This window comes from Bacillus sp. JCM 19034 (assembly GCF_001310635.1).
Taxonomy (GTDB): Bacteria; Bacillota; Bacilli; order Bacillales; family Bacillaceae_D; genus Halalkalibacter.
This window is the reverse complement of the sequence record NZ_BAXR01000006.1, coordinates 1-21,542: the sequence shown is the minus strand read 5'-3', so window position 1 is coordinate 21,542 and position 21,542 is coordinate 1. Positions and strand designations below refer to the sequence as shown.

Genomic DNA, 21,542 nt, shown 5'->3' with positions numbered 1-21,542 from the left:
TTTCTTCATCCAAGCTCTAATTATTTAGTGATAGAAATACTATACTAGTTCTTTATTCTTTTTATAAGAACGTTTCAAAGAAATATAGCTCGAAAGATTCCATATAACGGTCATACCTACGATTAATCCAACTAAGTTAATCCACTCATCTCTGTCTGTTGGTTTTTCAATAATTAGTAAATAAACAGTTAGAAAAATTAAAGGAAAAGCCGTACCTCTTATGAAAATAACATTCCTTTCTTTGTTAAAGCGACGTTTAGTCATAACATCATCATATTCCATTCCAGACCATGTATATCTTAACGCAGTATAAAAAATGAACACACCAATTGATAATAATAAAACATGGGTTGTTGTTAGCTCTAATAGAAAGATCTCATGTACAAAAATTAAAACAAATAAGCAAACAACTAGTAAAACCGCTCCCTCAGCATAATAATATAAGAGTTTAATTCTTTTATACTCATCATCAGGCATTAAAAAAGAAATCCATGACTTCATTGCTCGACCTCCCAAAAAAGTTGATCTAACGTTTGATTTAGCGTTTTGGCTATTGATACACAAAGCTGTAAACTTGGATTGTATTCCCCTTTTTCAATTAAACCGATCGTCTGTCTAGTTACACTCACTTTACGAGCTAATTGTTCCTGCGTCATAGATTGTTCCAATCTAACCTTCCTCACATTATTTTTCATTTTACCTCCCTCATGTAAGATATATATTCCATGCAATATATATATTACATTAATCGGTAGTTATATTCAACATGAAAATGAGATTTTCTAACTAGTATGTTGAACTAAAATGAAATTAGATAAAATAAAACCCTTAAAAGCTATAGACTTTTAAGGGTATTTCCTTATTCATGCTTTTGAATGGAAACAAACTTTTCAAGCTGTTTCCCATCTACTTTTGATAATTGATTCAAAAATTCTATTTGAAAACTTCCGGGACCTTCTTCACCTGTCTTTTCTTGTGCAAGTTCGGCTGCAACTCCATAAAATGAAATGGCCGAGGCACAAGCTACAAGCACATCCTTTTCAACTGCTAAAAAGGCACCAATAACAGACGTTAACAAACAACCGGTCCCTGTTACCTTCGTTAATATTGAATGGCCATTTTGTCCAACGTACGTCGTTTTTCCATCTGTTATTATGTCCTCTTCTCCAGTAACGACAACAACGGATTGAAGTTGGCTTGCTGCTTTTTTAGCTAATTCAACCGTATTAAAAGAGCTATCTCCAGCATCAACACCCTTCATCGTTATTTGTTCACCAATCATACTTGCGATTTCCGCAGCATTACCACGAATAACCGTTACATTTAATTGCTCTACCAAACTTTGTGATGTTTCTGATCGATAGGGGGTTGCCCCTGCTCCTACCGGATCAAACACGATCGGTACACCGTGATCATTCGCTGATTTTCCAGCTATGAGCATTGCTTCAACCTCTTCACTATTCAATGTACCTATATTCAATACGAGAGCTCCAGCTATTTTAGCCATATCAGCAACTTCCTCTTTCGCATATGCCATAACTGGAGAAGCTCCTAATGCATATAAGCCATTAGCTGTAAAGTTTGTGACAACAACGTTCGTAATATTATGTACTAACGGGTTCTGTTTTCTAACTTGATATACGGTTTCAATAATTTGTGTTAAAACCAAACTCATCACTCCTTATTAACTATTTCACCATAACTAGAAAGTTAAAGCAAAAATATGAAACGGAAACATCATTTCATACGTATATTTTTTAAGGTAGTCGCTACCTGGTTTGTAACATTGTGATAAAATAAACATATCTAATATATGGAGGGATTATTATGTTTCGTTTCTTTAATCGTGTTCGTACAATTGTATCATCAGAATTAAACGCTTTATTAAGCAAAGCTGAAGATCCAGCTAAAATGTTGGATCAATATCTCGTTGATATGGAAAAGGATCTATCGGAAGTTGAGGCAGCTGTTGCAAAGCAGATTGCAAACGAAAAAATTCTAAAAAACAAATATGAAGAAGCAGCAGAATACGTCCAAAGAAGAGAAGAACAAGCTATCAAAGCACTTGAATCTGGAGATGAAGAATTAGCTAGACGAGTTTTAGAAGATAAGAACAAGCACCAGGGAAATGCGGATTCTTTAAAACACTCTTATGAAGAAGCTCATAAACTATCATCTGAATTAAAAGAAAAGCTTCTTGAAATGAAAAATGAGTATAATGAAATGAAGATGAAAAAAGATTCCTTAAAAGCACGTGCTGAAAGTGCGAAGGCTCGTGCTACAGTAAACAAAACGATGTCTGGAATCGGTGACGGAGCTAAAAGCGGATTTAGCCGAATGGAAGAAAAGGTTATTCACCAAGAAGCGGAAGCTGATGCCTCAGATGAAATGCGTAGTGCGAATAAAACACTTGATGATGACTTAAAAGCACTTGATGCTACAAGTTCGGTTGATAGTGAGCTAGCTGCTCTAAAAGCAAAGCTCCAACAAAAGGATTCTTAACTAAATTGAGACTAATAAAACCAACACAGACCATGGAAATGGGGAAATTTCCATGGTCTGTGTTCTTTAATAGTTAAAATTTACGTCCACCCCCGCGAGAACCTCCTCCACGAAAACCTGAGCCGCCTCCACGAGAGCCGCCTCCGCGAAAGCTTGAGCTACCTCCGCTGGAACCACCACTTCTAAAACTAGAGCTACCTCCACGAGAGCCAGAGCCACCACCAAAGCTAGTACTTCCACCTCGTGAGCTATTCGAGCGCCCTCCACTACTGAATCCACCGCCAAAGTTGCCGCCACTACGTGTCACATTACCAATCTGGGCCGTTCTTCGTAAACGCTTGGCTTCAATTCGATCATGTTCATCCTTCATATCTTGAATAATTCTTCTACCAATCTTAATTTCATTCATTACATCATTAAATTTCCCTTGATTTAAGTAAGATTTAATTTGCGAATCACATGACTTAAATCGTTTACGATAATTTCCCGACGAGAAAAAGCCAGTTGAATAACGTCTATCAGCTGTACGAAACGCTGCTTTTAGGTCTTCATATTCACGTTCAGCTTTCTGTTTTTCATTCAATATATAATCAACTTCATGACAATAATCTTCAACAAAGTTTGTTTGCTCTACTAACTCTTGTTCTAATAGATGAAGATTAAGTGGACGTTCTTCAATCAGTCCCTTAATGATGAGAAAGCCTCGTTTCACATCATCAATAGCAAAACGAATAGGTAAACGATTTTGCCTCGCTATTGCTTCGGAGTTTTCCATATGAGTTGTTAAATCATTCTGCTTGTTCACCATAGATTGATAATGATTCTCTAATTGATCGTACTTATCGAAACAAACTTGATAAAGAGTTTCGATTTCCTCGAATTGCTGTAGGGACCTAGTTATTTCTTCAAAGCTCTTTTTATATTGTTGGACATCAAGTTGCATCCATTGGTCAATTTTCAGAAAAGCCGTATGAATTTCTTCAACCAATTGTTTTAATCTTCCATACTCTTCTTCTAAAACTGACCAATGTTCACTGACATACTTAGCTGAAAGTCGATGTATTTCATGAGAAAAAGCTTCATCAATATTCTCATATTGCTTTAAATCATTATCTAATTGTCTCCTTTTTTCAAGTGTTTCATCACGATACGATACAAGCATTTCTACACGTTTCATTGCTTCATTTAATCGGTTCTCAACCGTATCGAGTTCTTTATTGGCTTCGTACGCATTTCCCTGATCAAGTAAAGCTGAACATCGACTAGCAAATTCCTTCGCTTCCGCAATCAAAGCATATGGATCATCATCAGCTAAAATTAACCGTTCACGTTCTACATAAGAAGTAAGCTCTTTTTCTCTGTCTTCAATGTGAAGACTAATTAATTTATTTTTCTCTAATAGTTCTTTTAGTAAATCAGTTTCCTTTAAAAAATATTCAACTGAGACATCAATCCCTTTTAGCTGATTAGATGCAGTAAGAAAATCAAATTCATCCTCTATTTTTTTTACTCGAGCTAATTCGTTTGACAATTCTCTTTGACGTTCAAATAATCTTTCGAATGAATGGTCCGTTTCCTCACTTAATTGCTTAAGACTATTATCAACTTGGTCTAGACTTTTCGATAGTTGATCGAGCTGGCGAGAAGTTTCTAATTCTTTATTTGCTTGTTCATCAACATGAGCTATTAACGTCTCTACCTCCTCTTTTTCCCTCAAGCTCTCCTCTTCTATAACCTTTAATTGATTATGAAATTTCGGAAAGCGCGAGAAAGGAATACGTAGATCCTCTAATTCTTTTTCTCTCTCCTTCACTTTATTCAACAATTGCTCAATCTCTTGATTTAATTGTTCAAATACCGTTTGTGTTTTCCCTTTACTAATACTAGCTTTTTCATTTGTCTTATTATATGGACCTGCTAGACTAGCAACAAGCCCTTTTTGTAGTCCAAGCACCTGAGTTTTGTGTTTTTTTGCTTTTCTTTGCTTAAAAAATAAATATATAGCATAAATAAGAAGACCTAATAGAAGTACCGAAAATAAGTCCCCCTCGCTATCAGTAGATGAACTTGTAGAAGAATCACGTTCTGAAGATGACGTTGCTGATTCTGCCGGAGCAGCATCTTGCTTTTCTTCAGATTGATCGGTCGACTCTACAGCTTCTACAGGAATTTCTAATGACTCAATATATGTAAGCAACTCCTCGACTCCTTCAGCAAACTGCCCTTCTATCGCCTTCGGAATAAACGTATCATCTAAAATAGACTCAATTGACGCGGAGCCTATTGCCTGATCCATCACTGTTTCTTCTGCAACTTCCAAATAAATTTCGCCTTCTTCATTTGATATTAGAACGACAGATGAGTATCCTTCAGATCGAACCTCCTGCATCGTATCATAAGCTAACTGACTAATTGACTGTCCTTCTAAACTCATCAAAGTCTCAATATAATAGTCATGCTCAGAATTGGCAAATTGATTTTCTAACGATTGAACTTCACTTTCGCTGAAAAAGTCCCCATCATCTATGATCGAAACAGCAGCCTGAACGTTCATTGGAATGAAAATTAGACATAAAATAAACATAAATATAGCCGATTTATGAAAAATGTTCATTTGCTTCCTCCTAATTTGATGAAATATTTAACATTACTTAGAATTTACGATGTTGACTAGTTGTTCGTTTCATTATAATTATCTTACCACCTTTTATTTAAAAAAGGCACTATAGAAACAAGCAGACTTTTGAAATAGGAAAAATCGAGTTTCTTGGAAATAGTAAATTTAAAGAAAGCGAGGATAATGGGATTACACAGCCTTCCTATATAAATAGGACATTGAAAAAATCTCTTTCAATGTCCTAAATTGGATTAAATCCTTTTATTCTTCTGTCCTGCAACTAATAGTGCTTTAATTTCAGCTATATCTTTCTTTAGCTCCTGATTTTCATTATATAAACGATTCATTTGCTCATTAAGTTGTTCATCATCCTCTTGACCTAGATAGCTTAAAATGACAGCTACTACCAAATTTAAAATAACAAGTGCACCGATAATGATAAAAGAAACAAAATAAGCCCAAGACCATGGAATTTCATTAACAATCGGTCTTGCCACTTGGCTAGCCCAAGATTCAAATGTAACGACTTGCAACAACGTAAATAATGAAGTGTGAAAGCTTCCAAAAAATTCATACGGAAGTACCTCACTAAAGAAAGTCGTTCCAATAATTGCGTATATTGAAAAAATTAAAATTGTCAAACCTAAAATTCCTGTCAAGGCAGGTACAGATTTTAATAAGGAATCGATAATTTTCCTTAACGCTGGAATGGCAGGTATCATTCTAATTAACCGCAGTACACGAATAAGTCTTAACACACTGACAAACGGTGTCGAATAAAATACAAAGCTAGCTATCACTATACTAAAGTCAAATAGATTCCATCGTTCAGAAAAGTAGCCTTTAAAAACCCAATCCAGTTAATTTTAAAATTAACTCAATAACAAAGATCCAAACGATGATCTTATCAAAAGTAATCAAAAGTTGATTTCCCGTCAAATACGTTTCAGCGACGATAATTAAGCCATTTAACAGAATAATTCCTATGATTATCGGCTGAAAATAACGATGCTCCACTAAATTCCTAATTTGTGCCCGTAAAGACGTATGCGTATTCTCTTCTCTCTTTTTTATTACCATTCAACCATCACGTTTCCCTTCTATCCATACTATATTTATTATTATACTTCATTTAGAGAAAAATCAATGTTAATCCTTTAACCATTGTGCTAACTTTATTGCTCTAAAATTAATTTAATATAAATGAAAAATATTATAAAGATGTGAAACCATTTTAGTAATCATCCGTAAATTAAATTATGCAAGTTCAATATTAAAGAATGGTAGGGATGATAGTGAAAGAAAAATTTGTTAAAAGTAAATTATTCCTCATCGCTTTGGCGGCCCTGCTTTATATTACAGGAATTATAGTATTTTCATTTTCATTTATAGGAGCAATAATTATATTTACTTTACTAGTTATCATTATTATTATGATTCTTGTATTATTTATTATTGAAAGAGTAAGAGAAAAAAAGGAGGAAGACAATTATGATGATCGTGACTACTAATGACGTGGCTAATCATGAAATTCTAGAAGTAATTGGTTATGTAAAAGGAAGTACGGTTCGTACAAAGCATGTAGGCCGTGATATTACCGCTTCACTAAAAGGTATTGTCGGTGGAGAAATTCGAGGTTATAACGAAATGATGGAGGAAGCACGTAAAATTGCAATCGGCCGTATGGTTGAAGATGCTGAAAGTAAAGGGGCAAACGCAATTATTGGCTTTCGCATGCAGACATCAACGGTTATGCAACAAGCAGCAGAAATTATTGCTTACGGAACGGCCGTAAAAATATCTTAGAAAAATGTTTATAAATTTCATTTTTTCGGGTTGCCTTTAAAGGTCTTACAAGATCTTTGAAGCAACTTTTCATTGAGAAATAATCCAGCAAAATCACGGTCTGAACTTTTTCCCTTAATAAATTCAGAGAATGTAAAGTGAACTTGACGTAAAGTGTACTTTACATGTATCCTGAAATAGAGGTGAATATCTTTGAAGAATAATCTTGTTGCATTCAGAAAAAAGCGTGGATTATCACAAGAGCATTTAGCGAAACAGTTAGGTGTGTCAAGACAAACGATTATTTCAATTGAAAAGGAAAAGTATTCTCCTTCCCTACCGTTAGCTTTCGAGCTAGCTAGGCTTTTCGAGACGTCAATTGAGGAACTATTTATCTATGAAGGGAAAGAAGAAAAATAACATTAGAGGAGGACATAAAATGGATTACGGAAGAAAACTATTTTATTTATTCGGATTGTTCTTCGGCTTTATGGCAGTTCTTTTATTCATCGCAACTGAACCCACGCTTAAGATAACGTATATGTTTTTAGCAAAAATGATTATGTCCTTTTGCCTCGGTTACCTTTATCCACAATTCAAACAACAGGATGAACGGATGAAACTGATCCGAGAAAAAGGGGTGTTTGCGTCATTTTTTGCCACCATGGTATATTTGCTGATCTTTTTTATCCTTTTACAGTTTGAAATTATTGCTATAAGTGCTATTTTGCTTATACAACTTCTAAGTGCTCTAGTTACGTTAACCGTTTTTCTGTCATTTGTCATTTACTCGAAAATTTATTAATGGAGGTAATGAACATGGAGACATTTTTACCGATCGTGATTATAATTGGTTTCGTTTTATCCTTACTAATTGTAAAAAGAAATAAAAGTGATGACAATTCAATAACAAAGGTAGGATATGTCAAACTAAGCATTCTTTTTATAAGTTTGTTTGTTGTCTCAGTATTGTTTGTAGCTGTTTCAAACTAAATAAATGATAATTAGTGTAGGAATAATGGCTTCTGGTTCGAGGGAGCGTAGCAGCTTCCCTCGATAAAAAACGTAACTTTTAACAAAAGGGGGGCATTTTTCATACTCTAAATTCGCTCATATACATGAAAGTAATAATCATATGGGTTCTCTTCATTTTTAGGCCCTTTTTCAACTGATACTTCCTTCCAATCCGTCAAATCTACTTCAGGAAAAAACGTATCACCTTCAAACTCTTCATCAATCTTCGTTATATACATTGTTTTGACATACGGCATAAATAATTCATATATTTGTTCTCCACCAAAATAAAGATTTCCTCTTCCTGTATACATAACTTGAAAACACCTTCTACCGAATGTGCAATCTCACAGCCAGGAAACGTATAATCTTTGTTTCTCGTTACGACAATATTTCTTCTTCCAGGTAATGCTCTCCCATTGGCTTCAATATTTTTTCTCCCTAAAATAATTGGAATCCCCTTGGTTTTCCTTAACACATAATCCCAATCATACGGTATCCGCCAAGGTAGGCGATTGTCTTTGCCAATTACTCTATTTCGATCCATTGCTACAATTAACGACACGTGCATGACTTACCACTCTCCTTCATTCACTATTTCGTAACAATGACCTAGAAATCCTCCCTGTAGATACCGTGAGCTAATAACTTACCGTGCTACTTGTACAAGATCCTTCCTCCGATAAACGCTTAAAATCAAGCCAACATAAGTGCCATATAATAACATAAACGAACCAAAAATATGGATTGCCTCTAAGCTAGAACCAAGGTTAAAAGTACTCATCATTCTCCTTTATTCACATTCACATACATTTCACTCCTGTAAATTTAAGCTACTTTTTTCCGTGAATATTTTTAAAAATAAATATTGACTTGCTTCCCCAATCCTCACAACTAGGTCACCATACATCCCCATTCTGGTTGTTCACAATTACTGTAAACTTCTGATACTTCCATTTTTTTGACCTCTTATTGTTTTTACTGTAAACACAAAAAAAGCCCATAGGAGGATTATTTTCGCCTAAATTGGATACAAATAATGTCGTATGGACTACTTTTATTCTTTTTAAATAGGTTACAGTATAATTATATTTTACCAAAGCAACCCAGTTTGATTCTTCTATTATTACCATCAACTAGGTTTAGGTTCAATCCTATTATTAAGTGCTTGGATAATCAGAGAGTTGAATGTGTTTTTTTAAATTGAAAGGCTGCTGTACCGAGGGCGATCCCCCATATAATAAATAATCCATACCAGAAAGTCGCCCAACCGACAGCTGTTGGATCCGAATCCTGTAAGGCAAATGCGGGTGCCGATTCGACACGGCCAATGAAGAGGAAGAATCGCAAATAAATAAATCCGAACCCCCATACCGTAAGTCCGATAGCTCCTAACCATGCGGGGATTAGCAATAGCAGCCTAGGGATTCGCTTGCCCCAGGGTAATACAAAAGCGAATGCGAAAACAGCTGCAGCCAAACTAATTATTCCCATTACCCAATAGGCAATAAAATTACCCACTGGATCATTTGGCACCGAATTGAAATCTCCAGGAAAGGCCAGTGATATGCCTAATCCCCACCAAAAGTGTGGAAGTGCATAGACTATTGCTGTCATACATGCCGTGAAGGCTGCCGTTTTTAACCAAACGTTATTCTTTGACATAATCATGCTCCTATCTGAGTGCAAAGGATGAATTAACATTCAATACTACTTTTCCATACTATCATATTTTTTCCATTAGATTATGATGGTCAAATAAACACTTAGATCTTCTAAAATTTCTCTTTAGTCATCAATATCTTTTTCACCCTTTCCTTTTATCATTTGGCTTGTTGACAATCGATCCTACTCCTCCCTAAACTACCTTGTAAAACAATAATTAAAAAAATATGCACTCTTAACCCCTAAAAAAACGTAAGAACACTACCTTGCAAAACAATATAATTAAATATTAACATGAGCGCTTTCCTTCATGTAAAGTTTTTTATGTATATAAACATGAACTCTGTTATACTGTACGTAATAAACGATTGGAGGCGTTTTCATGACATTATTAGAAGGTTTTAAACTTATACGTGAAAATAATAACGTTGTTTTTCTATCTCCTGATGCTTCTTTTTCTCCTTTAAAAGGTTATGGCTTCTTATTTCATACCCCCATTTCAAATGATGAAGACAAAAAAGATTCTTATCCAGGTAACTACACTCTCCCCTTTACCCCAAGCTTCATCATCGATGTCGAAAATGGCCATTATGATTTAGAAATTACATTTGGCTCTGATCAATTTGATTCCAATACGACGGTAATAGCAAGTGCTGGGCAACGACTATTTCATCACATTTATGTACCAAAAGGACAACTACGTACAATGACCACTGCAATTGCTATTGAAAATAAAGAACTTCGTCTTGCTTTTGTCGGTATGAATGCTGCCATTCGTACTATTAAAATCACTCGTAACGACCGGATTCGGACAATCTTTCTAGCAGGTGATTCAACTGTTGTTGATCAAGCTTCTAGCCAGTTTCCTTTTACAGGATGGGGTCAATTCCTCCCTTGCTTCATATCGGCTAAATATGCGATTTCAAATCACGCCCGCTCTGGAAGAAGTACGAAAAGCTTTATCGAAGAACAGCGTCTAGCATTCATTGAAAAAAGTCTTAAAGCGAACGATCTACTCGTAATTCAATTCGGACATAATGATGAAAAGGACAATGAAGGTGGGACGGAACCATATACAACATTTAGTGATAATTTAGAACTGTTTATACAAAGTGCACGGAAACATCATGCCATTCCTATTCTTGTCTCTCCTGTGCATCGACGCAAATTTGATCAGAACGGATACATCATTAATACGCACGGCGACTACATTGTAGCTATGAAACAAATCGCAAGAAAGAATCAAGTTCCATTTATTGATCTTTCCGAAAAAAGCAAATTTCTCTTTGAAAAGCTTGGCCCACATCTATCGAAAAACCTCTTTATGTGGTTAGAGCCTTCAGAATTTGGCAATCATCCCGACAGAATCATAGATGATACCCATTTTTCCGAGCTCGGAGCGTTTTCAATTGCAAAATTAGTGGCTGAAGACTTACATAAAGAACTATAATCCTTTTAAAAATTGTATACGTTCTTTATAAAAGTTTTATAAGGAACGTATAAATACCTCAATGGGAACACTTTCTGTTAATAGGACCTAATGGATTACATCTGGAAAACACCTTTCCCTCATTTTATGAAGACACTGTCAAAAAAAATCCACTACAATTACAACATGTAGTGGTTACGAATAATCTTGTGAGGTTTCTTCAATATAGAACGTTCCTCCATCTTTAAACGAGCAATAGGAGATGGCTTTAATGTTTCGATAACCAAGTTGCTTTAATTGTTTCCTTAACCAAAACTCTGTTTTTTTCAAAACTTGCAGCGTTTGGAATTGAATCTTTCCATCGATAATTAATACAGCCGGAAGAGTCGCTCTCTCCGAAGAGGATGTACGCTCTTTTTCAATAATCTTTTGAAACACCTCCTGCTGCGAATGACTTTTTTGAATCCGTTCAATCATTTCTTCTTCCTTTTTGATCAACCATATATATAGGATATGAATTAAGAGTAACGTTAGCGTTGGCAATAAAAAGAGTAAAAGTGGTTTTTCTACATAAATTAAAAAAACGACACCGAGCTGGGCAATCATAAAGACGACAACGATATTTAGCCATTCACGCTTTTTACATAATCGTATCGCAAATAGAACGATGAAATAAATGAATACGGCTCGTACAATGATTGTGACGTATTCCATAATTATGCTCCCCTTTTCTCCTTATATTTTTTAGTATGACCTGAATTCCATCTGACATTAGATGAATAAACTGGTAGTTATAGGAACTCAACTAAATAGCGAAAATATAAATAGACAGTCGATATGAGAAATGAGGCTAGTGCAATTGGTGCTCCGACCTTTAGAAACTCTAGATAGCTAAAAGGACATTTCGCTCTTAATGCCATTCCAGCGACGATTACATTTGCGGTCGCACCAATGATTGTCGCATTCCCACCTAAACATGCTCCTAAAGCTAATGCCCACCACAAAGGATCAAGCTCATTCATTCCGAATTCTTGGAATTCTAATATAACTGGAATCATTGCCGCCACAAATGGAATGTTATCAACAAATCCTGATAAAATACCCGAACCCCATAAAATGAAAATCGCTGTTTTCGGTAAATCTCCTTCTGTATAATAAAGGATAGCTTTGGCTAATTCATCAATAATTCCTACTTCCTGCAATCCTCCAACGAGTAGAAAAAGACCTATAAAGAAAAACAACGTTACCCACTCAACCGAACGAAAAACATCCTCCATATCTTGTTCATCATGTGTCACTAGCATTAAGAGCAATGCACCAATCATCGCGATACTCGTTAAGTCGATATGAATAAATGGTTGAACGACAAAGCCTGCTGTCGTTGCAGTTAAAATGGCGACTGACTTTACTAAAAGAGTTTTGTTTTTAATATAATCAGCTGGATTAATAGCCATTAATTGATTTCTGCTTTCATTAGTTACAATCAATTGCTTACGATATGCAAAGAGCAGACCTATCATAACAACAATAAAAATGACGATCACTACGGGGCTTAAATGAATAAGAAAATCATTAAATGTCAAATGCGAAACAGCCTGACCAATCATCAAATTGGGTGGATCTCCAATCAAAGTTGCCGTTCCTCCAATATTTGAGGCCATGACAACTGTTAATAAAAATGGGACAGGAGGCAATTTTAATAATGAAGTTAATGTAAATATGATCGGGACAAGTAATAATACCGTTGTCACATTATTTAAAAAAGCGGATCCTACAGCTGTAAGGCTAGCGACAACAAATAATAACGGCAGTGGCCGCCCTCCCACTTTTTTTGCTAAGGTGACGGCAATGTACTCAAAAAACCACTTTGGCTTGTAATCGAAACTAAAATCATCATTGCTAGCAAAAGCGTGATCGTATGCCAGTCAATATGATGTAAAAATGCGATATTAATATCATATACACCAAAAACGAGCATGAGTACTCCGCCGAAACATGCAATCACGGCTCGATTAAATTTTTCAATAATAATAAAAAAGTAGCTTGCTAAGAAAATAACTAAGGCTAAGGTGACTGCCATGAAATGAACTCCCTTCCACTCATTTCTACCATCGTATGACTTGTCTTACTTAAACATGTCTCCCTTTTCTTTTCACCTTTTTAATAAAACAAGTCTATTTTGTACAACCATGAATAAGCATTAGTAAAAAAGGGCTTTGAATTGGAGAAACAATATGTTCAATACCTCGGAAAGGTGTGTTAACTTTCTATGAATAATCGTTCATTTTTTCAGCCATTTTGTTTGGCTTCATGACAATTCTTATCCTAATCCTAACAGCAAGCTTTATCATTTCACTCATTCTTACTTTTAGTTCCTTATCGGAACAATCTGTTCATTGGTTTATTATCGCGATTGCGTTTTTAGCAATGTTTACAGGTGGTTTAATGGCAGGTGGTCGAGCAAAAGAGAAAGGACTATTGGTTGGGGCTGTAACAGCTCTAACGTTCTCATTACTTACATTACTCATTCAATTTTTAGGATATGATGTAAGCTTTACAAATGAACAATATTTATTTCACGGGCTTTATATTCTAACAGGAGCTATTGGTGGCGTTGTTGGGGTTAATCTTTCTGGAGATTAATGTTAAAAATCTCTTTTTGAAGAGAGTTTTTTTGAAAAGTACATTCTAATTTATGTAAAAAGGTTGGATCCATGTGGATGCAACCTTTTTCGTAATTAAATTCAAACGTCAATTTATTCTTTAAGGATAATTAAAGAACAGGTGCTAAAACTACTATTAGATCGATTACATTTTATGTAAATAAAGACGTATAGATTAGATCATAAAATTGAAGGAGGATTCATCTATGAGTAGATTGTCTAATAAAGTAGCAATTATTACTGGAGCAGCTAGTGGACAAGGGGCTGAAGAAGCAATTTTGTTTGCACAAGAAGGGGCAAAGGTTGTAGCTACTGATATTCAAGTTGAATTATTAAATAAAGTTGTAAAAAAAATAGTTGATAATGGCGGCGATGCTATTGCTATCGAACATAATGTTACAAACGAAGAACATTGGACAAAGGTTGTAGAAGAAGCTGTAAAGACATATGGAAAAATTGATATTTTAGTAAATAATGCAGGTATTGGCGGAGCTGAAGGTTTCGGAGAAATTGACACTGTTGATTTAAACAGTTGGAATAAATTTATGAATATAAATGCTACTGGAAATTTCTTAGGTATTAAGTCAGTTGTTCCAGAAATGAGAAAAGCAGGACAAGGTTCAATTGTAAATATATCTTCAATGGCAGGACTGGTTGGTGGTGCTGCAGGAGTTCATTATACTGCATCAAAAGGGGCTACTCGTCTGTTAACAAAAGGAGCAGCAGTTGAACTTGGACCTGAAAAAATTCGTGTGAATTCAGTTCATCCTGGGTTTATTAATACACCAATGGTATCTGTAGTGACTGAAGATAAAGAAATGATTGAAAACGCGTTAAAGGATATTCCGATTGGTTATATAGGAGAACCAATAGATGTAGCATATCTCGTTTTATTTCTTGCTTCTGATGAATCACGTTTTATTACGGGGGCGGAAATTGCAATTGACGGTGGGCAAACGGCAAAATAATAGTCGCAAATCTTTATATATTTGCTCAACAAGGGACGAATGGCGGGTATAGTGTTGGTAATGTGAAAAGGATTCCCAATCAAATTTGATTGGGAATCCTTTGTACATTTCTACAGCATCCGCTATGTATCAGTCAGGGTTTACGACTTCACGGACAGCTGTACGATCAAATGTCAGCTTACGATTATCATTTACTAGGATCACAATACGATCCTCATCAATTGAATCAATCGTACCATGTAATCCACCGATAGTAATAATTTTGTCGCCACGCTTTAATGCATTATGCATTTCATTGATTGCATTTTGCTTCTTTTGTTGCGGACGAATCAATAGAAAATAAAAAATTACAAACATTAAAATAAGTGGTAATATCATTGTAGTAAATATCTCCATTTTGTCCCCTCCTTTCTTTAGTAAACGGTTTACATTTTAGAAATTTTTTGCATCTGGTTTATTGAAACCGTATCTCTCAAAAAACTCCTCTCTAAAGTCAAGCAAACGATCATCACGAATCGCCTGTCTTACTTGCTCCATTAAGTTTAACAGGAAATAGAGATTATGATAAGAGGTAAGTCTAAATCCGAACGTTTCTTCACATTTAATTAAATGTCGAATATACGCTCTAGTGTAATTTCGACAAACATGACAATCACAATTTTCATCAAGTGGTCGATAATCTCGTGCATATTTAGCATTTCGAACGACTAGTCTTCCTTCACTTGTCATTAATGTCCCGTTTCGAGCAATTCTTGTTGGTAAGACACAGTCAAACATATCAATTCCTCTAATGGCTCCATCAATTAGCGAATCAGCAGATCCAACCCCCATTAAATAGCGAGGCTTATCAAACGGTAAAAGCGGTGTCGTGAACTCTAATACTCGATTCATTACATCCTTCGGCTCACCAACTGAAAGCCCACCGATAGCATAGCCAGGGAAATCTAACGAAACGAGATCACGAGCACTTAGTTTCCGCAACTCCTCATATTCACCGCCTTGAACAATCCCAAATAAACCTTGGTCTTGCGGACGTTTATGACCTTTGATACAGCGTTCAGCCCATCGGCTTGTTCGCTCTACCGATTGTTTCATATAATCATATTCAGCTGGGTATGGTGGACATTCATCAAATGCCATCATAATATCAGATCCTAGTGCATTTTGTATTTCCATTGCTCCTTCAGGACTTAAAAAGAGCTTATCACCATTTAAGTGGTTACGGAAATGAACGCCCTCTTCTTCAATTTTACGTAAATCACTTAAGCTAAATACTTGAAATCCACCTGAATCGGTTAAAATGGGCCGATCCCAGTTCATAAATTTGTGTAATCCACCCGCTTCTTTGATAATATCGTGCCCAGGACGAAGCCAAAGGTGATAAGTGTTACTTAAAATAATTTGAGCATTGATTTCTTTTAATTCTTCAGGCTCATTGTCTTTACCGTTGCCAATGTTCCAACTGGCATAAAGATTGGTGTTTCAAATGAGCCATGTGGCGTATGAACACGACCGAGGCGAGCTCCTGATTGTTTACACGTTTTTATATGTTCATAAGTAATGGCCGCCATCAACGTTCCTCCTTAAACAATTAGCATCGCATCACCGAAACTAAAGAAACGGTATCGTTCTTTAATCGCGTGAGCATATGCATCCATCATAAATTTTTTTCCTGCAAACGCACTAACTAGCATCATAAGCGTGGATTTTGGCAAATGAAAATTTGTCAATAATCCATCAATCCCTTTAAATTCATAGCCAGGATAAATAAAAATAGATGTCCAGCCAGAGCATTCTTTATACGTTCCATGTTGACTCATTATTGTTTCGAGTGTTCTTGCTGACGTAGTACCTACGGCAATAATACGTCCATTTTGTTTGCGAACCTCGTTTAGTAAATCTGCCGTTTGTTCACTCATTTGATAAAATTCAGCATGCATTTTATGCTCCTCAATTTTATCGACACTAACAGGACGAAATGTCCCTAGTCCAACATGCAAGGTCACAAAGGCAATTTGAACTCCTTTATCTTTTAGCATGTTTAACAGCTCAGTTGTAAAATGAAGACCAGCCGTTGGTGCCGCTGCTGATCCACTATGCTTGGAATAAACGGTTTGATAACGTTCTTGATCAGATAACGTTTCTTTAATATATGGAGGTAATGGCATTTCTCCAAGCTCTTCTAGAACTTCGTGGAAAATGCCCTTAAACTCCATTTCAAGCATCCGCCCCCCATGATCAGTCTCACCGATGCATGTTGCTTGTAGCCTACCATCACCGAAACGAATAACTGTCCCTTTTTTGACACGTTTTGCTGGCTTCACTAACGTTTCCCAAACATGTCCTTGCTCCTGTTTTAAAAGAAGAACTTCGATTTGTGCACCAGTTTCCTCCTTTGTTCCATAGAGCCTTGCAGGTAGCACGCGACTATCATTTAAAACTAAACAATCACCCGCTTTTAATTCATTAATAATCTCCTTAAAAGTTCGATCAGCTCGTTCGTTCTTTTTTCGATCTAACACAAGCAAACGAGACGCTGTTCGATCTTGCAGTGGCGTTTGTGCAATTAATTCCTCTGGTAGGTCAAAATCAAAATCTTCCACATTCATGAGTATCTCACCTTTATTGTTATCTTCCTAATAGTTCGTTTTTACCTCTTAGCTATCATACCGAAACCTTTAAAAAAGAGCAATTTTCAACTATCTCCGAAAAAGAAGGAATATAAGCGATAAAATTATACTAACGATAATGCTTGTCATAATTGGGAAATAAAACGTCATATTTTCACGCCTAATCATAATATCACCAGGCAGCTTTCCTAATGGAATAAAACGATCAATTACTAACCATAACAAACCAATAATAATGAATAGTACTCCTAAGCCAATTAAGACTTTCGCGAAATTCATTTTGATGGTTCCTCCATTTGAAAATGTTGATAGCAAGCCGGACTAACAATCCGACCTCGTGGCGTACGTTGCAAAAATCCAATTTGTAATAAATACGGTTCATACACATCTTCAATTGTATCTGCTTCCTCACCAATCGTTGCTGCAATTGTTTCTAAGCCAACAGGTCCCCCTCTGAACTTTTCAATCATTCCGAGTAATAGCTTATGGTCGATATGATCAAGACCTCGTTCGTCAACCTGTAGCTGTTCTAAAGAATGGTCGGCAATTGCCAACGTAATGGTGCCATCTCCTTGGACTTGTGCGAAATCACGAACTCTTCTTAATAAGCGATTGGCAATTCGCGGTGTTCCACGTGATCGACGGGCAATTTCTACTGAAGCTTCATAATCAATTTTCGCTTGAAAAATATCAGCCGTTCTTTGAACAATTTGTGTAAGCTCACTCTCTGTATAATATTCTAACCTAGCCATAACCCCAAATCGGTCACGTAACGGTGCTGATAGCATTCCTGCTCGTGTTGTTGCCCCAACTAACGTGAATGGCGGTAAATCAAGGCGAACAGAGCGAGCTGACGGACCTTTCCCAATTACTATATCAAGGCAGAAATCCTCCATCGCAGGATAAAGCACTTCTTCGACCATACGATTTAAGCGATGAATTTCATCAATAAATAAAACATCACCTGGCTCTAAACCAGATAAAATCGCAGCAAGATCGCCAGGGCGCTCAATCGCTGGTCCAGATGTTGTTCGCATATTGACCTCCATCTCACTTGCAATAATTGACGACAACGTTGTTTTCCCTAACCCCGGAGGACCATACAATAACACATGATCTAAACATTCCTCACGCATTTTTGCTGCTTCCATGAATATCTTCAAATTTTGTTTAACCTTTTCCTGTCCTATGTATTGATCAATTTGTTGTGGGCGAACTTGCTGATCAAGTGAATCTTCAAAATTCTGTTCCTCTGCTGAAACGACTCGTTCCTCCATCAACATTTCCCCCTCTCACTAGTTTTGCAACATATATTGGAGTGCTTTTTTAATGTAACCATCAGTTGTCAAGCTTTCATCCTCCAAGTGAGGTCGTACCTTTTTCAGCTCTTTCTCCACATAACCTAACGCACGCAATGCTTCTAACGCTTCTTCTAGCTCCGACCGAGAAGGCTTGTTTAGCATAACCGCATCGGCTTGTACTAGGAGATTCGGGGTTATCTCATCAAGTTTCCCTTTCAAATCAAGAATCATTTGCCGTGCTGTTTTTTTCCGACACCAGGAAAACGTACAAGAAAAGCTTCATCCTCTTGTTCAATAGCTGAAATGACATTTTCAGGTTCACCTGAAGCTAAAATAGCTAAAGCGCCTTTAGGACCTATCCCTGACACATTTAATAGTTTTTCAAATAAAACACGTTCTTCCTTTTTGGCAAACCCGTATAAGCGTAGTACATCTTCACGAACATATTGATAGGTAAATACTTGTATCGTTTCCCCTTCGAATTGCTGAAACCGAAACGGATTCGGACAATAAACTTGATACCCTAATCCTTGATGGTCTACAACTATATAAGAAAGTTCAACTTCCACCAACGTCCCACGTATATAATCAATCACTTTCTATTTCCCCTCTCAACACAGTACTTTTTATTTTACCATAACTAGCGAATTGACACTATGATGATGAATAAATGAATCATTTTTTTCGACATACATTCTTTCAAGGAGCTACTGCATAACCCATTAGCTCACGTTTGCGGTAAACATTACATAGCAACCAAAAAACCAAAGAGAGTTTCCTTTCTCTCTTTGGTTTCTCATATTTCTTCTGCCTTATAGTCACTAAATACTTGTAGGACATCTTCATAATTACGTAAATCTTTAACTGGGATTCCTTTTTCTAATTCGATATAATGTTGGCTCTTTAACTTTGATGTATCAATGTAAAAAAAAGATTGAATGACCTTTTCTCTATTTGGTTCTCCTTCAAAAATCGTTAATATACCATCCTCCGTTATACCGAAATAACCATTTATTTTAAGTAAAGGAGATATATCATGCATTTCTTTTCTAAAAACAATTTCCTCACCGTTTTGTTCAATTAAGTCCCAATCTTCATAAAATGCCCAAAAATCCTCCATTGATAATATCGTTTCTTCAATATGTTCCTCACTTTTTTCACCGTCTAAATATACCCTCTCTAATACAACATTAACAGTTTGCGGGGCAAGAACTTCAAGTGCTTCAAACTCTTCTTTAGTCGGACTTACATCAACTTTATCCTCCCTTAAATAAAAGAGAACACTAATGAGTGCAGCAACTAATAGTATGAGATGAAATGACTTGTTCCTCATCAGCTATTCACCACCATATCCATTCATAATCTGTATACACCATCAGCGTTCCCAAACAAATTTCGTTTTATGCGATTAATATATAAAAAAAGACTACTGAACATATTCCAGTAGTCTTTAATGATTTAACGAGAACGTTCAAACGGACGAGTTACTGCGTTCCCTAAATCACCTAACATGTCATCAAATGTTGCACCTATTTCTTCAAATGCTGCACCGCCACGAAGATCGTCATCCATTGTACGAATACGACCATATGCATCAGAATCCGTTACAACACGAACATCTTTGTCATCAACGACGTCATTAACACGATCTTCAACTTTATCACGAACGTCATTAATGTTTTTATCCGCTTGGATTCCTACGACAACATCATCATCATGAACAATGACACGTGCGTCTTGCACTCCATCAATGTCTCTAATTTCTCTACTAATTTTCTCTACTGTCTCACTATCATAATTACGGTGATAATTTGCTGCTTCATTACGATTATTCTGATTTGCACGAGTCATCTGTTGTTGACGGTTTCCAGCTGTATTATTTCCTAAACCAGAACGATTTCCTTGTGTCGCATTATCATTCATTTGTACTCTAGAACGTTCTTGGGCATGACGTGGGTTTAAGTTAAGTGCTCCCATGCCTTGACGTTGGTTTTGACCATTGTTTTGCATACCAGCACCATTACGAGCTCGTTCCCGAAGTACTCCATCTTCATCAACCATTCCTGGACGATCATTACCTGTTATACCTTGTGTACCAAAGCCGCCGCCACCGTTTCCTTGAGCACCCATACGACCTTGCATTCCTGTTCTCCCCATACCTGGAGTACGGCCTTCCTGTGTACCAAAATACCCACGTTGATCACCAGCTGTATTGTAATTGTTTAAATGGGTACGTCCTTGACCTTCTCCAGCATTTAGCCCATAGCCACCGCGTTGACCATTATTTAATGTACCTTGTTGGTTCGTGTTACCACCCGCACGGTTTGTTCCATACGTTCCACGTTCTCCTTGAGCACCAATCGTGCGGTTATGCTCAGATGTTCCAAATCCTCCACGATGTCCTTCATCTGGAGTCATCATATCAGTAATAGGTCCTTCCCCGTGATGGCGACCAGTTGTACCTGTAGCTCCCATATCTTGAGAATGAATACCTGTTCGATTATTTTGGGCATTCATTCCTACATCTTGATTATCTGCACCGCCACATCCAGCTAAACCTCCTAAAAGAATGGTTGCTGTTGCGACTGACATAGCAATTTTCTTCAAGTGAAATTCCCCCTTTCACCATATAGAATGGCTTAGAAACATTACTTTTACTCTGTTAAGTCTTGGATAGAACAATTTTAAAGTAGTTAACAAAAGTCGGGTTAATTGGGGTATTAATGCAAAAAAAACCGATACTTTAAAGTACCGGTCATTTTAGCGTATATTTAATCATCATAATCATCAGTTTCTTGATAAGGGTTCAATTGTGCAAGCTGCTCAGTCATATCTTGATTGTCGTTAAAAGACATTGCCGTTTGTGGTGGATAAGGTGGTGCTTGTGGCATCGGTGACATTGGCTGCATTGGATTTTGTTGCATCTGCATTTGCTGCATCGGGTCTTGTGGCATCATCTGCTTTTGTT

At 36.5% G+C, this 21,542-nt stretch carries 24 protein-coding genes and 4 pseudogenes; 9 read left to right on the top strand and 19 right to left on the bottom strand.

Annotated elements, in window-relative coordinates:
* Nucleotides 1-39: 39 nt before the first annotated feature.
* From JCM19034_RS11055 to thiM, 3 genes are all read right to left on the bottom strand, one after another.
* On the bottom strand, nucleotides 40-501 hold the full coding sequence (locus JCM19034_RS11055) for a hypothetical protein (protein ID WP_062049756.1): 462 nt from the start codon (nucleotides 499-501) through the stop codon (nucleotides 40-42).
* Nucleotides 498-695, bottom strand: a complete 198-nt coding sequence (locus JCM19034_RS11050; protein ID WP_062049754.1) for a helix-turn-helix transcriptional regulator — start codon at nucleotides 693-695, stop codon at nucleotides 498-500. The genes JCM19034_RS11055 and JCM19034_RS11050 overlap by 4 nt, the downstream gene beginning before the upstream one ends.
* A 164-nt stretch (nucleotides 696-859) precedes the next feature.
* On the bottom strand, nucleotides 860-1,675 hold the full coding sequence (gene thiM / locus JCM19034_RS11045; RefSeq protein WP_082394000.1) for a hydroxyethylthiazole kinase: 816 nt from the start codon (nucleotides 1,673-1,675) through the stop codon (nucleotides 860-862).
* Between the two features lie 152 nt (nucleotides 1,676-1,827).
* Here thiM and JCM19034_RS11040 point away from each other — a divergent pair, with 152 nt between their 5' ends.
* A complete protein-coding gene (locus tag JCM19034_RS11040) occupies nucleotides 1,828-2,502 on the top strand; it encodes a PspA/IM30 family protein (RefSeq protein ID WP_062049749.1) in 675 nt (224 codons plus the stop codon).
* 73 nt (nucleotides 2,503-2,575) lie between these two features.
* On the opposite strand, the gene JCM19034_RS11035 is transcribed toward JCM19034_RS11040, so the two are convergent.
* The 3 genes from JCM19034_RS11035 to JCM19034_RS23200 form a co-directional block, all read right to left on the bottom strand.
* Nucleotides 2,576-5,116 (bottom strand): TPM domain-containing protein, encoded by a 2,541-nt coding sequence (locus JCM19034_RS11035; protein ID WP_062049748.1) that lies wholly within the window; start codon nucleotides 5,114-5,116, stop codon nucleotides 2,576-2,578.
* A gap of 254 nt (nucleotides 5,117-5,370) precedes the next feature.
* Entirely contained in the window at nucleotides 5,371-5,919 is a 549-nt protein-coding gene (locus JCM19034_RS11030; RefSeq protein WP_231686927.1) for an ion transporter, read from the bottom strand.
* Between the two features lie 43 nt (nucleotides 5,920-5,962).
* Complete coding sequence (locus JCM19034_RS23200; RefSeq protein WP_231686926.1) at nucleotides 5,963-6,199, bottom strand: hypothetical protein; 237 nt, start codon at nucleotides 6,197-6,199, stop codon at nucleotides 5,963-5,965.
* 215 nt (nucleotides 6,200-6,414) lie between these two features.
* Here JCM19034_RS23200 and JCM19034_RS11025 point away from each other — a divergent pair, with 215 nt between their 5' ends.
* From JCM19034_RS11025 to JCM19034_RS21780, 5 genes are all read left to right on the top strand, one after another.
* Nucleotides 6,415-6,630: a hypothetical protein gene (locus tag JCM19034_RS11025; protein ID WP_156323962.1), complete on the top strand. Its 216-nt coding sequence runs from the start codon at nucleotides 6,415-6,417 to the stop codon at nucleotides 6,628-6,630.
* Entirely contained in the window at nucleotides 6,611-6,925 is a 315-nt protein-coding gene (locus JCM19034_RS11020) for a YbjQ family protein (protein ID WP_062049745.1), read from the top strand. The genes JCM19034_RS11025 and JCM19034_RS11020 overlap by 20 nt, the downstream gene beginning before the upstream one ends.
* Before the next feature lie 192 nt (nucleotides 6,926-7,117).
* Nucleotides 7,118-7,324 carry a helix-turn-helix transcriptional regulator gene (locus JCM19034_RS11015; protein ID WP_062049743.1) on the top strand — a complete coding sequence of 69 codons (207 nt, stop codon included), beginning with the start codon at nucleotides 7,118-7,120 and terminating at the stop codon, nucleotides 7,322-7,324.
* Between the two features lie 19 nt (nucleotides 7,325-7,343).
* Nucleotides 7,344-7,709 (top strand): hypothetical protein, encoded by a 366-nt coding sequence (locus tag JCM19034_RS11010; protein WP_062049741.1) that lies wholly within the window; start codon nucleotides 7,344-7,346, stop codon nucleotides 7,707-7,709.
* A gap of 14 nt (nucleotides 7,710-7,723) precedes the next feature.
* Nucleotides 7,724-7,897, top strand: coding sequence for a hypothetical protein (locus JCM19034_RS21780; RefSeq protein ID WP_156323961.1), 174 nt, complete (start codon nucleotides 7,724-7,726; stop codon nucleotides 7,895-7,897).
* Nucleotides 7,898-8,004: 107 nt separating this feature from the next.
* On the opposite strand, the pseudogene JCM19034_RS11005 reads toward JCM19034_RS21780, so the two are convergent.
* Nucleotides 8,005-8,489: pseudogene (locus JCM19034_RS11005) on the bottom strand (dihydrofolate reductase).
* 605 nt (nucleotides 8,490-9,094) lie between these two features.
* On the bottom strand, nucleotides 9,095-9,583 hold the full coding sequence (locus JCM19034_RS10995; RefSeq protein ID WP_156323960.1) for a DUF3995 domain-containing protein: 489 nt from the start codon (nucleotides 9,581-9,583) through the stop codon (nucleotides 9,095-9,097).
* Between the two features lie 382 nt (nucleotides 9,584-9,965).
* On the opposite strand from JCM19034_RS10995, the gene JCM19034_RS10990 reads away from it, so the two are divergent.
* Nucleotides 9,966-11,033 (top strand): rhamnogalacturonan acetylesterase, encoded by a 1,068-nt coding sequence (locus JCM19034_RS10990; protein ID WP_062049734.1) that lies wholly within the window; start codon nucleotides 9,966-9,968, stop codon nucleotides 11,031-11,033.
* Nucleotides 11,034-11,207: 174 nt separating this feature from the next.
* Here the strand turns inward: JCM19034_RS10990 and JCM19034_RS10985 are convergent, their stop codons facing one another.
* Nucleotides 11,208-11,726, bottom strand: a complete 519-nt coding sequence (locus tag JCM19034_RS10985) for a YetF domain-containing protein (protein WP_062049732.1) — start codon at nucleotides 11,724-11,726, stop codon at nucleotides 11,208-11,210.
* 77 nt (nucleotides 11,727-11,803) lie between these two features.
* A pseudogene (locus tag JCM19034_RS10980) lies at nucleotides 11,804-13,124 on the bottom strand (ArsB/NhaD family transporter).
* Nucleotides 13,125-13,322: 198 nt separating this feature from the next.
* On the opposite strand from JCM19034_RS10980, the gene JCM19034_RS10975 reads away from it, so the two are divergent.
* Both JCM19034_RS10975 and JCM19034_RS10970 read left to right on the top strand, forming a co-directional pair.
* Entirely contained in the window at nucleotides 13,323-13,655 is a 333-nt protein-coding gene (locus JCM19034_RS10975) for a TIGR04086 family membrane protein (RefSeq protein ID WP_062049730.1), read from the top strand.
* A gap of 226 nt (nucleotides 13,656-13,881) precedes the next feature.
* On the top strand, nucleotides 13,882-14,643 hold the full coding sequence (locus JCM19034_RS10970; protein ID WP_062049728.1) for an SDR family NAD(P)-dependent oxidoreductase: 762 nt from the start codon (nucleotides 13,882-13,884) through the stop codon (nucleotides 14,641-14,643).
* Nucleotides 14,644-14,772: 129 nt separating this feature from the next.
* Here the strand turns inward: JCM19034_RS10970 and yajC are convergent, their stop codons facing one another.
* From yajC to JCM19034_RS22290, 9 genes and pseudogenes are all read right to left on the bottom strand, one after another.
* Nucleotides 14,773-15,039, bottom strand: coding sequence for a preprotein translocase subunit YajC (gene yajC / locus JCM19034_RS10965; RefSeq protein WP_062049725.1), 267 nt, complete (start codon nucleotides 15,037-15,039; stop codon nucleotides 14,773-14,775).
* 36 nt (nucleotides 15,040-15,075) lie between these two features.
* Nucleotides 15,076-16,214, bottom strand: a pseudogene (gene tgt / locus JCM19034_RS10960) (tRNA guanosine(34) transglycosylase Tgt).
* Between the two features lie 12 nt (nucleotides 16,215-16,226).
* Nucleotides 16,227-17,252 (bottom strand): tRNA preQ1(34) S-adenosylmethionine ribosyltransferase-isomerase QueA, encoded by a 1,026-nt coding sequence (gene queA, locus JCM19034_RS10955; protein WP_062049723.1) that lies wholly within the window; start codon nucleotides 17,250-17,252, stop codon nucleotides 16,227-16,229.
* 90 nt (nucleotides 17,253-17,342) lie between these two features.
* Nucleotides 17,343-17,552 carry a DUF2905 domain-containing protein gene (locus tag JCM19034_RS10950; RefSeq protein WP_062049720.1) on the bottom strand — a complete coding sequence of 70 codons (210 nt, stop codon included), beginning with the start codon at nucleotides 17,550-17,552 and terminating at the stop codon, nucleotides 17,343-17,345.
* Nucleotides 17,549-18,550, bottom strand: a complete 1,002-nt coding sequence (ruvB, locus tag JCM19034_RS10945) for a Holliday junction branch migration DNA helicase RuvB (RefSeq protein ID WP_062049719.1) — start codon at nucleotides 18,548-18,550, stop codon at nucleotides 17,549-17,551. The genes JCM19034_RS10950 and ruvB overlap by 4 nt, the downstream gene beginning before the upstream one ends.
* A gap of 18 nt (nucleotides 18,551-18,568) precedes the next feature.
* Nucleotides 18,569-19,170, bottom strand: a pseudogene (gene ruvA / locus JCM19034_RS10940) (Holliday junction branch migration protein RuvA).
* A gap of 200 nt (nucleotides 19,171-19,370) precedes the next feature.
* The gene (locus JCM19034_RS10935; RefSeq protein WP_062049717.1) at nucleotides 19,371-19,907 is read right to left on the bottom strand and encodes an intercompartmental signaling factor BofC; all 537 of its coding nucleotides are present in this window, start codon (nucleotides 19,905-19,907) and stop codon (nucleotides 19,371-19,373) included.
* A gap of 125 nt (nucleotides 19,908-20,032) precedes the next feature.
* Nucleotides 20,033-21,181 (bottom strand): YhcN/YlaJ family sporulation lipoprotein, encoded by a 1,149-nt coding sequence (locus tag JCM19034_RS10930; protein WP_062049714.1) that lies wholly within the window; start codon nucleotides 21,179-21,181, stop codon nucleotides 20,033-20,035.
* A gap of 164 nt (nucleotides 21,182-21,345) precedes the next feature.
* A partial coding sequence (locus tag JCM19034_RS22290) for a hypothetical protein (protein WP_197276395.1) occupies nucleotides 21,346-21,542 on the bottom strand: 197 nt, incomplete at its 5' end.

Coding starts and splice junctions, on each gene's coding strand:
- JCM19034_RS23200 (WP_231686926.1), bottom strand. CDS start 6,199: ATGGTAATAAAAAAGAGAGAAGAGAATACGCATACGTCTTTACGGGCA.
- JCM19034_RS10970 (WP_062049728.1), top strand. CDS start 13,882: ATGAGTAGATTGTCTAATAAAGTAGCAATTATTACTGGAGCAGCTAGT.
- JCM19034_RS11035 (WP_062049748.1), bottom strand. CDS start 5,116: ATGAACATTTTTCATAAATCGGCTATATTTATGTTTATTTTATGTCTA.
- JCM19034_RS11040 (WP_062049749.1), top strand. CDS start 1,828: ATGTTTCGTTTCTTTAATCGTGTTCGTACAATTGTATCATCAGAATTA.
- JCM19034_RS11020 (WP_062049745.1), top strand. CDS start 6,611: ATGATGATCGTGACTACTAATGACGTGGCTAATCATGAAATTCTAGAA.
- JCM19034_RS10975 (WP_062049730.1), top strand. CDS start 13,323: ATGACAATTCTTATCCTAATCCTAACAGCAAGCTTTATCATTTCACTC.
- JCM19034_RS10985 (WP_062049732.1), bottom strand. CDS start 11,726: ATGGAATACGTCACAATCATTGTACGAGCCGTATTCATTTATTTCATC.
- JCM19034_RS10935 (WP_062049717.1), bottom strand. CDS start 19,907: ATGAGGAACAAGTCATTTCATCTCATACTATTAGTTGCTGCACTCATT.
- thiM (WP_082394000.1), bottom strand. CDS start 1,675: ATGAGTTTGGTTTTAACACAAATTATTGAAACCGTATATCAAGTTAGA.
- JCM19034_RS10950 (WP_062049720.1), bottom strand. CDS start 17,552: ATGAATTTCGCGAAAGTCTTAATTGGCTTAGGAGTACTATTCATTATT.
- JCM19034_RS11050 (WP_062049754.1), bottom strand. CDS start 695: ATGAAAAATAATGTGAGGAAGGTTAGATTGGAACAATCTATGACGCAG.
- queA (WP_062049723.1), bottom strand. CDS start 17,252: ATGAATGTGGAAGATTTTGATTTTGACCTACCAGAGGAATTAATTGCA.
- JCM19034_RS11010 (WP_062049741.1), top strand. CDS start 7,344: ATGGATTACGGAAGAAAACTATTTTATTTATTCGGATTGTTCTTCGGC.
- ruvB (WP_062049719.1), bottom strand. CDS start 18,550: ATGGAGGAACGAGTCGTTTCAGCAGAGGAACAGAATTTTGAAGATTCA.
- JCM19034_RS21780 (WP_156323961.1), top strand. CDS start 7,724: ATGGAGACATTTTTACCGATCGTGATTATAATTGGTTTCGTTTTATCC.
- JCM19034_RS10990 (WP_062049734.1), top strand. CDS start 9,966: ATGACATTATTAGAAGGTTTTAAACTTATACGTGAAAATAATAACGTT.
- JCM19034_RS10995 (WP_156323960.1), bottom strand. CDS start 9,583: ATGTCAAAGAATAACGTTTGGTTAAAAACGGCAGCCTTCACGGCATGT.
- yajC (WP_062049725.1), bottom strand. CDS start 15,039: ATGGAGATATTTACTACAATGATATTACCACTTATTTTAATGTTTGTA.
- JCM19034_RS11055 (WP_062049756.1), bottom strand. CDS start 501: ATGAAGTCATGGATTTCTTTTTTAATGCCTGATGATGAGTATAAAAGA.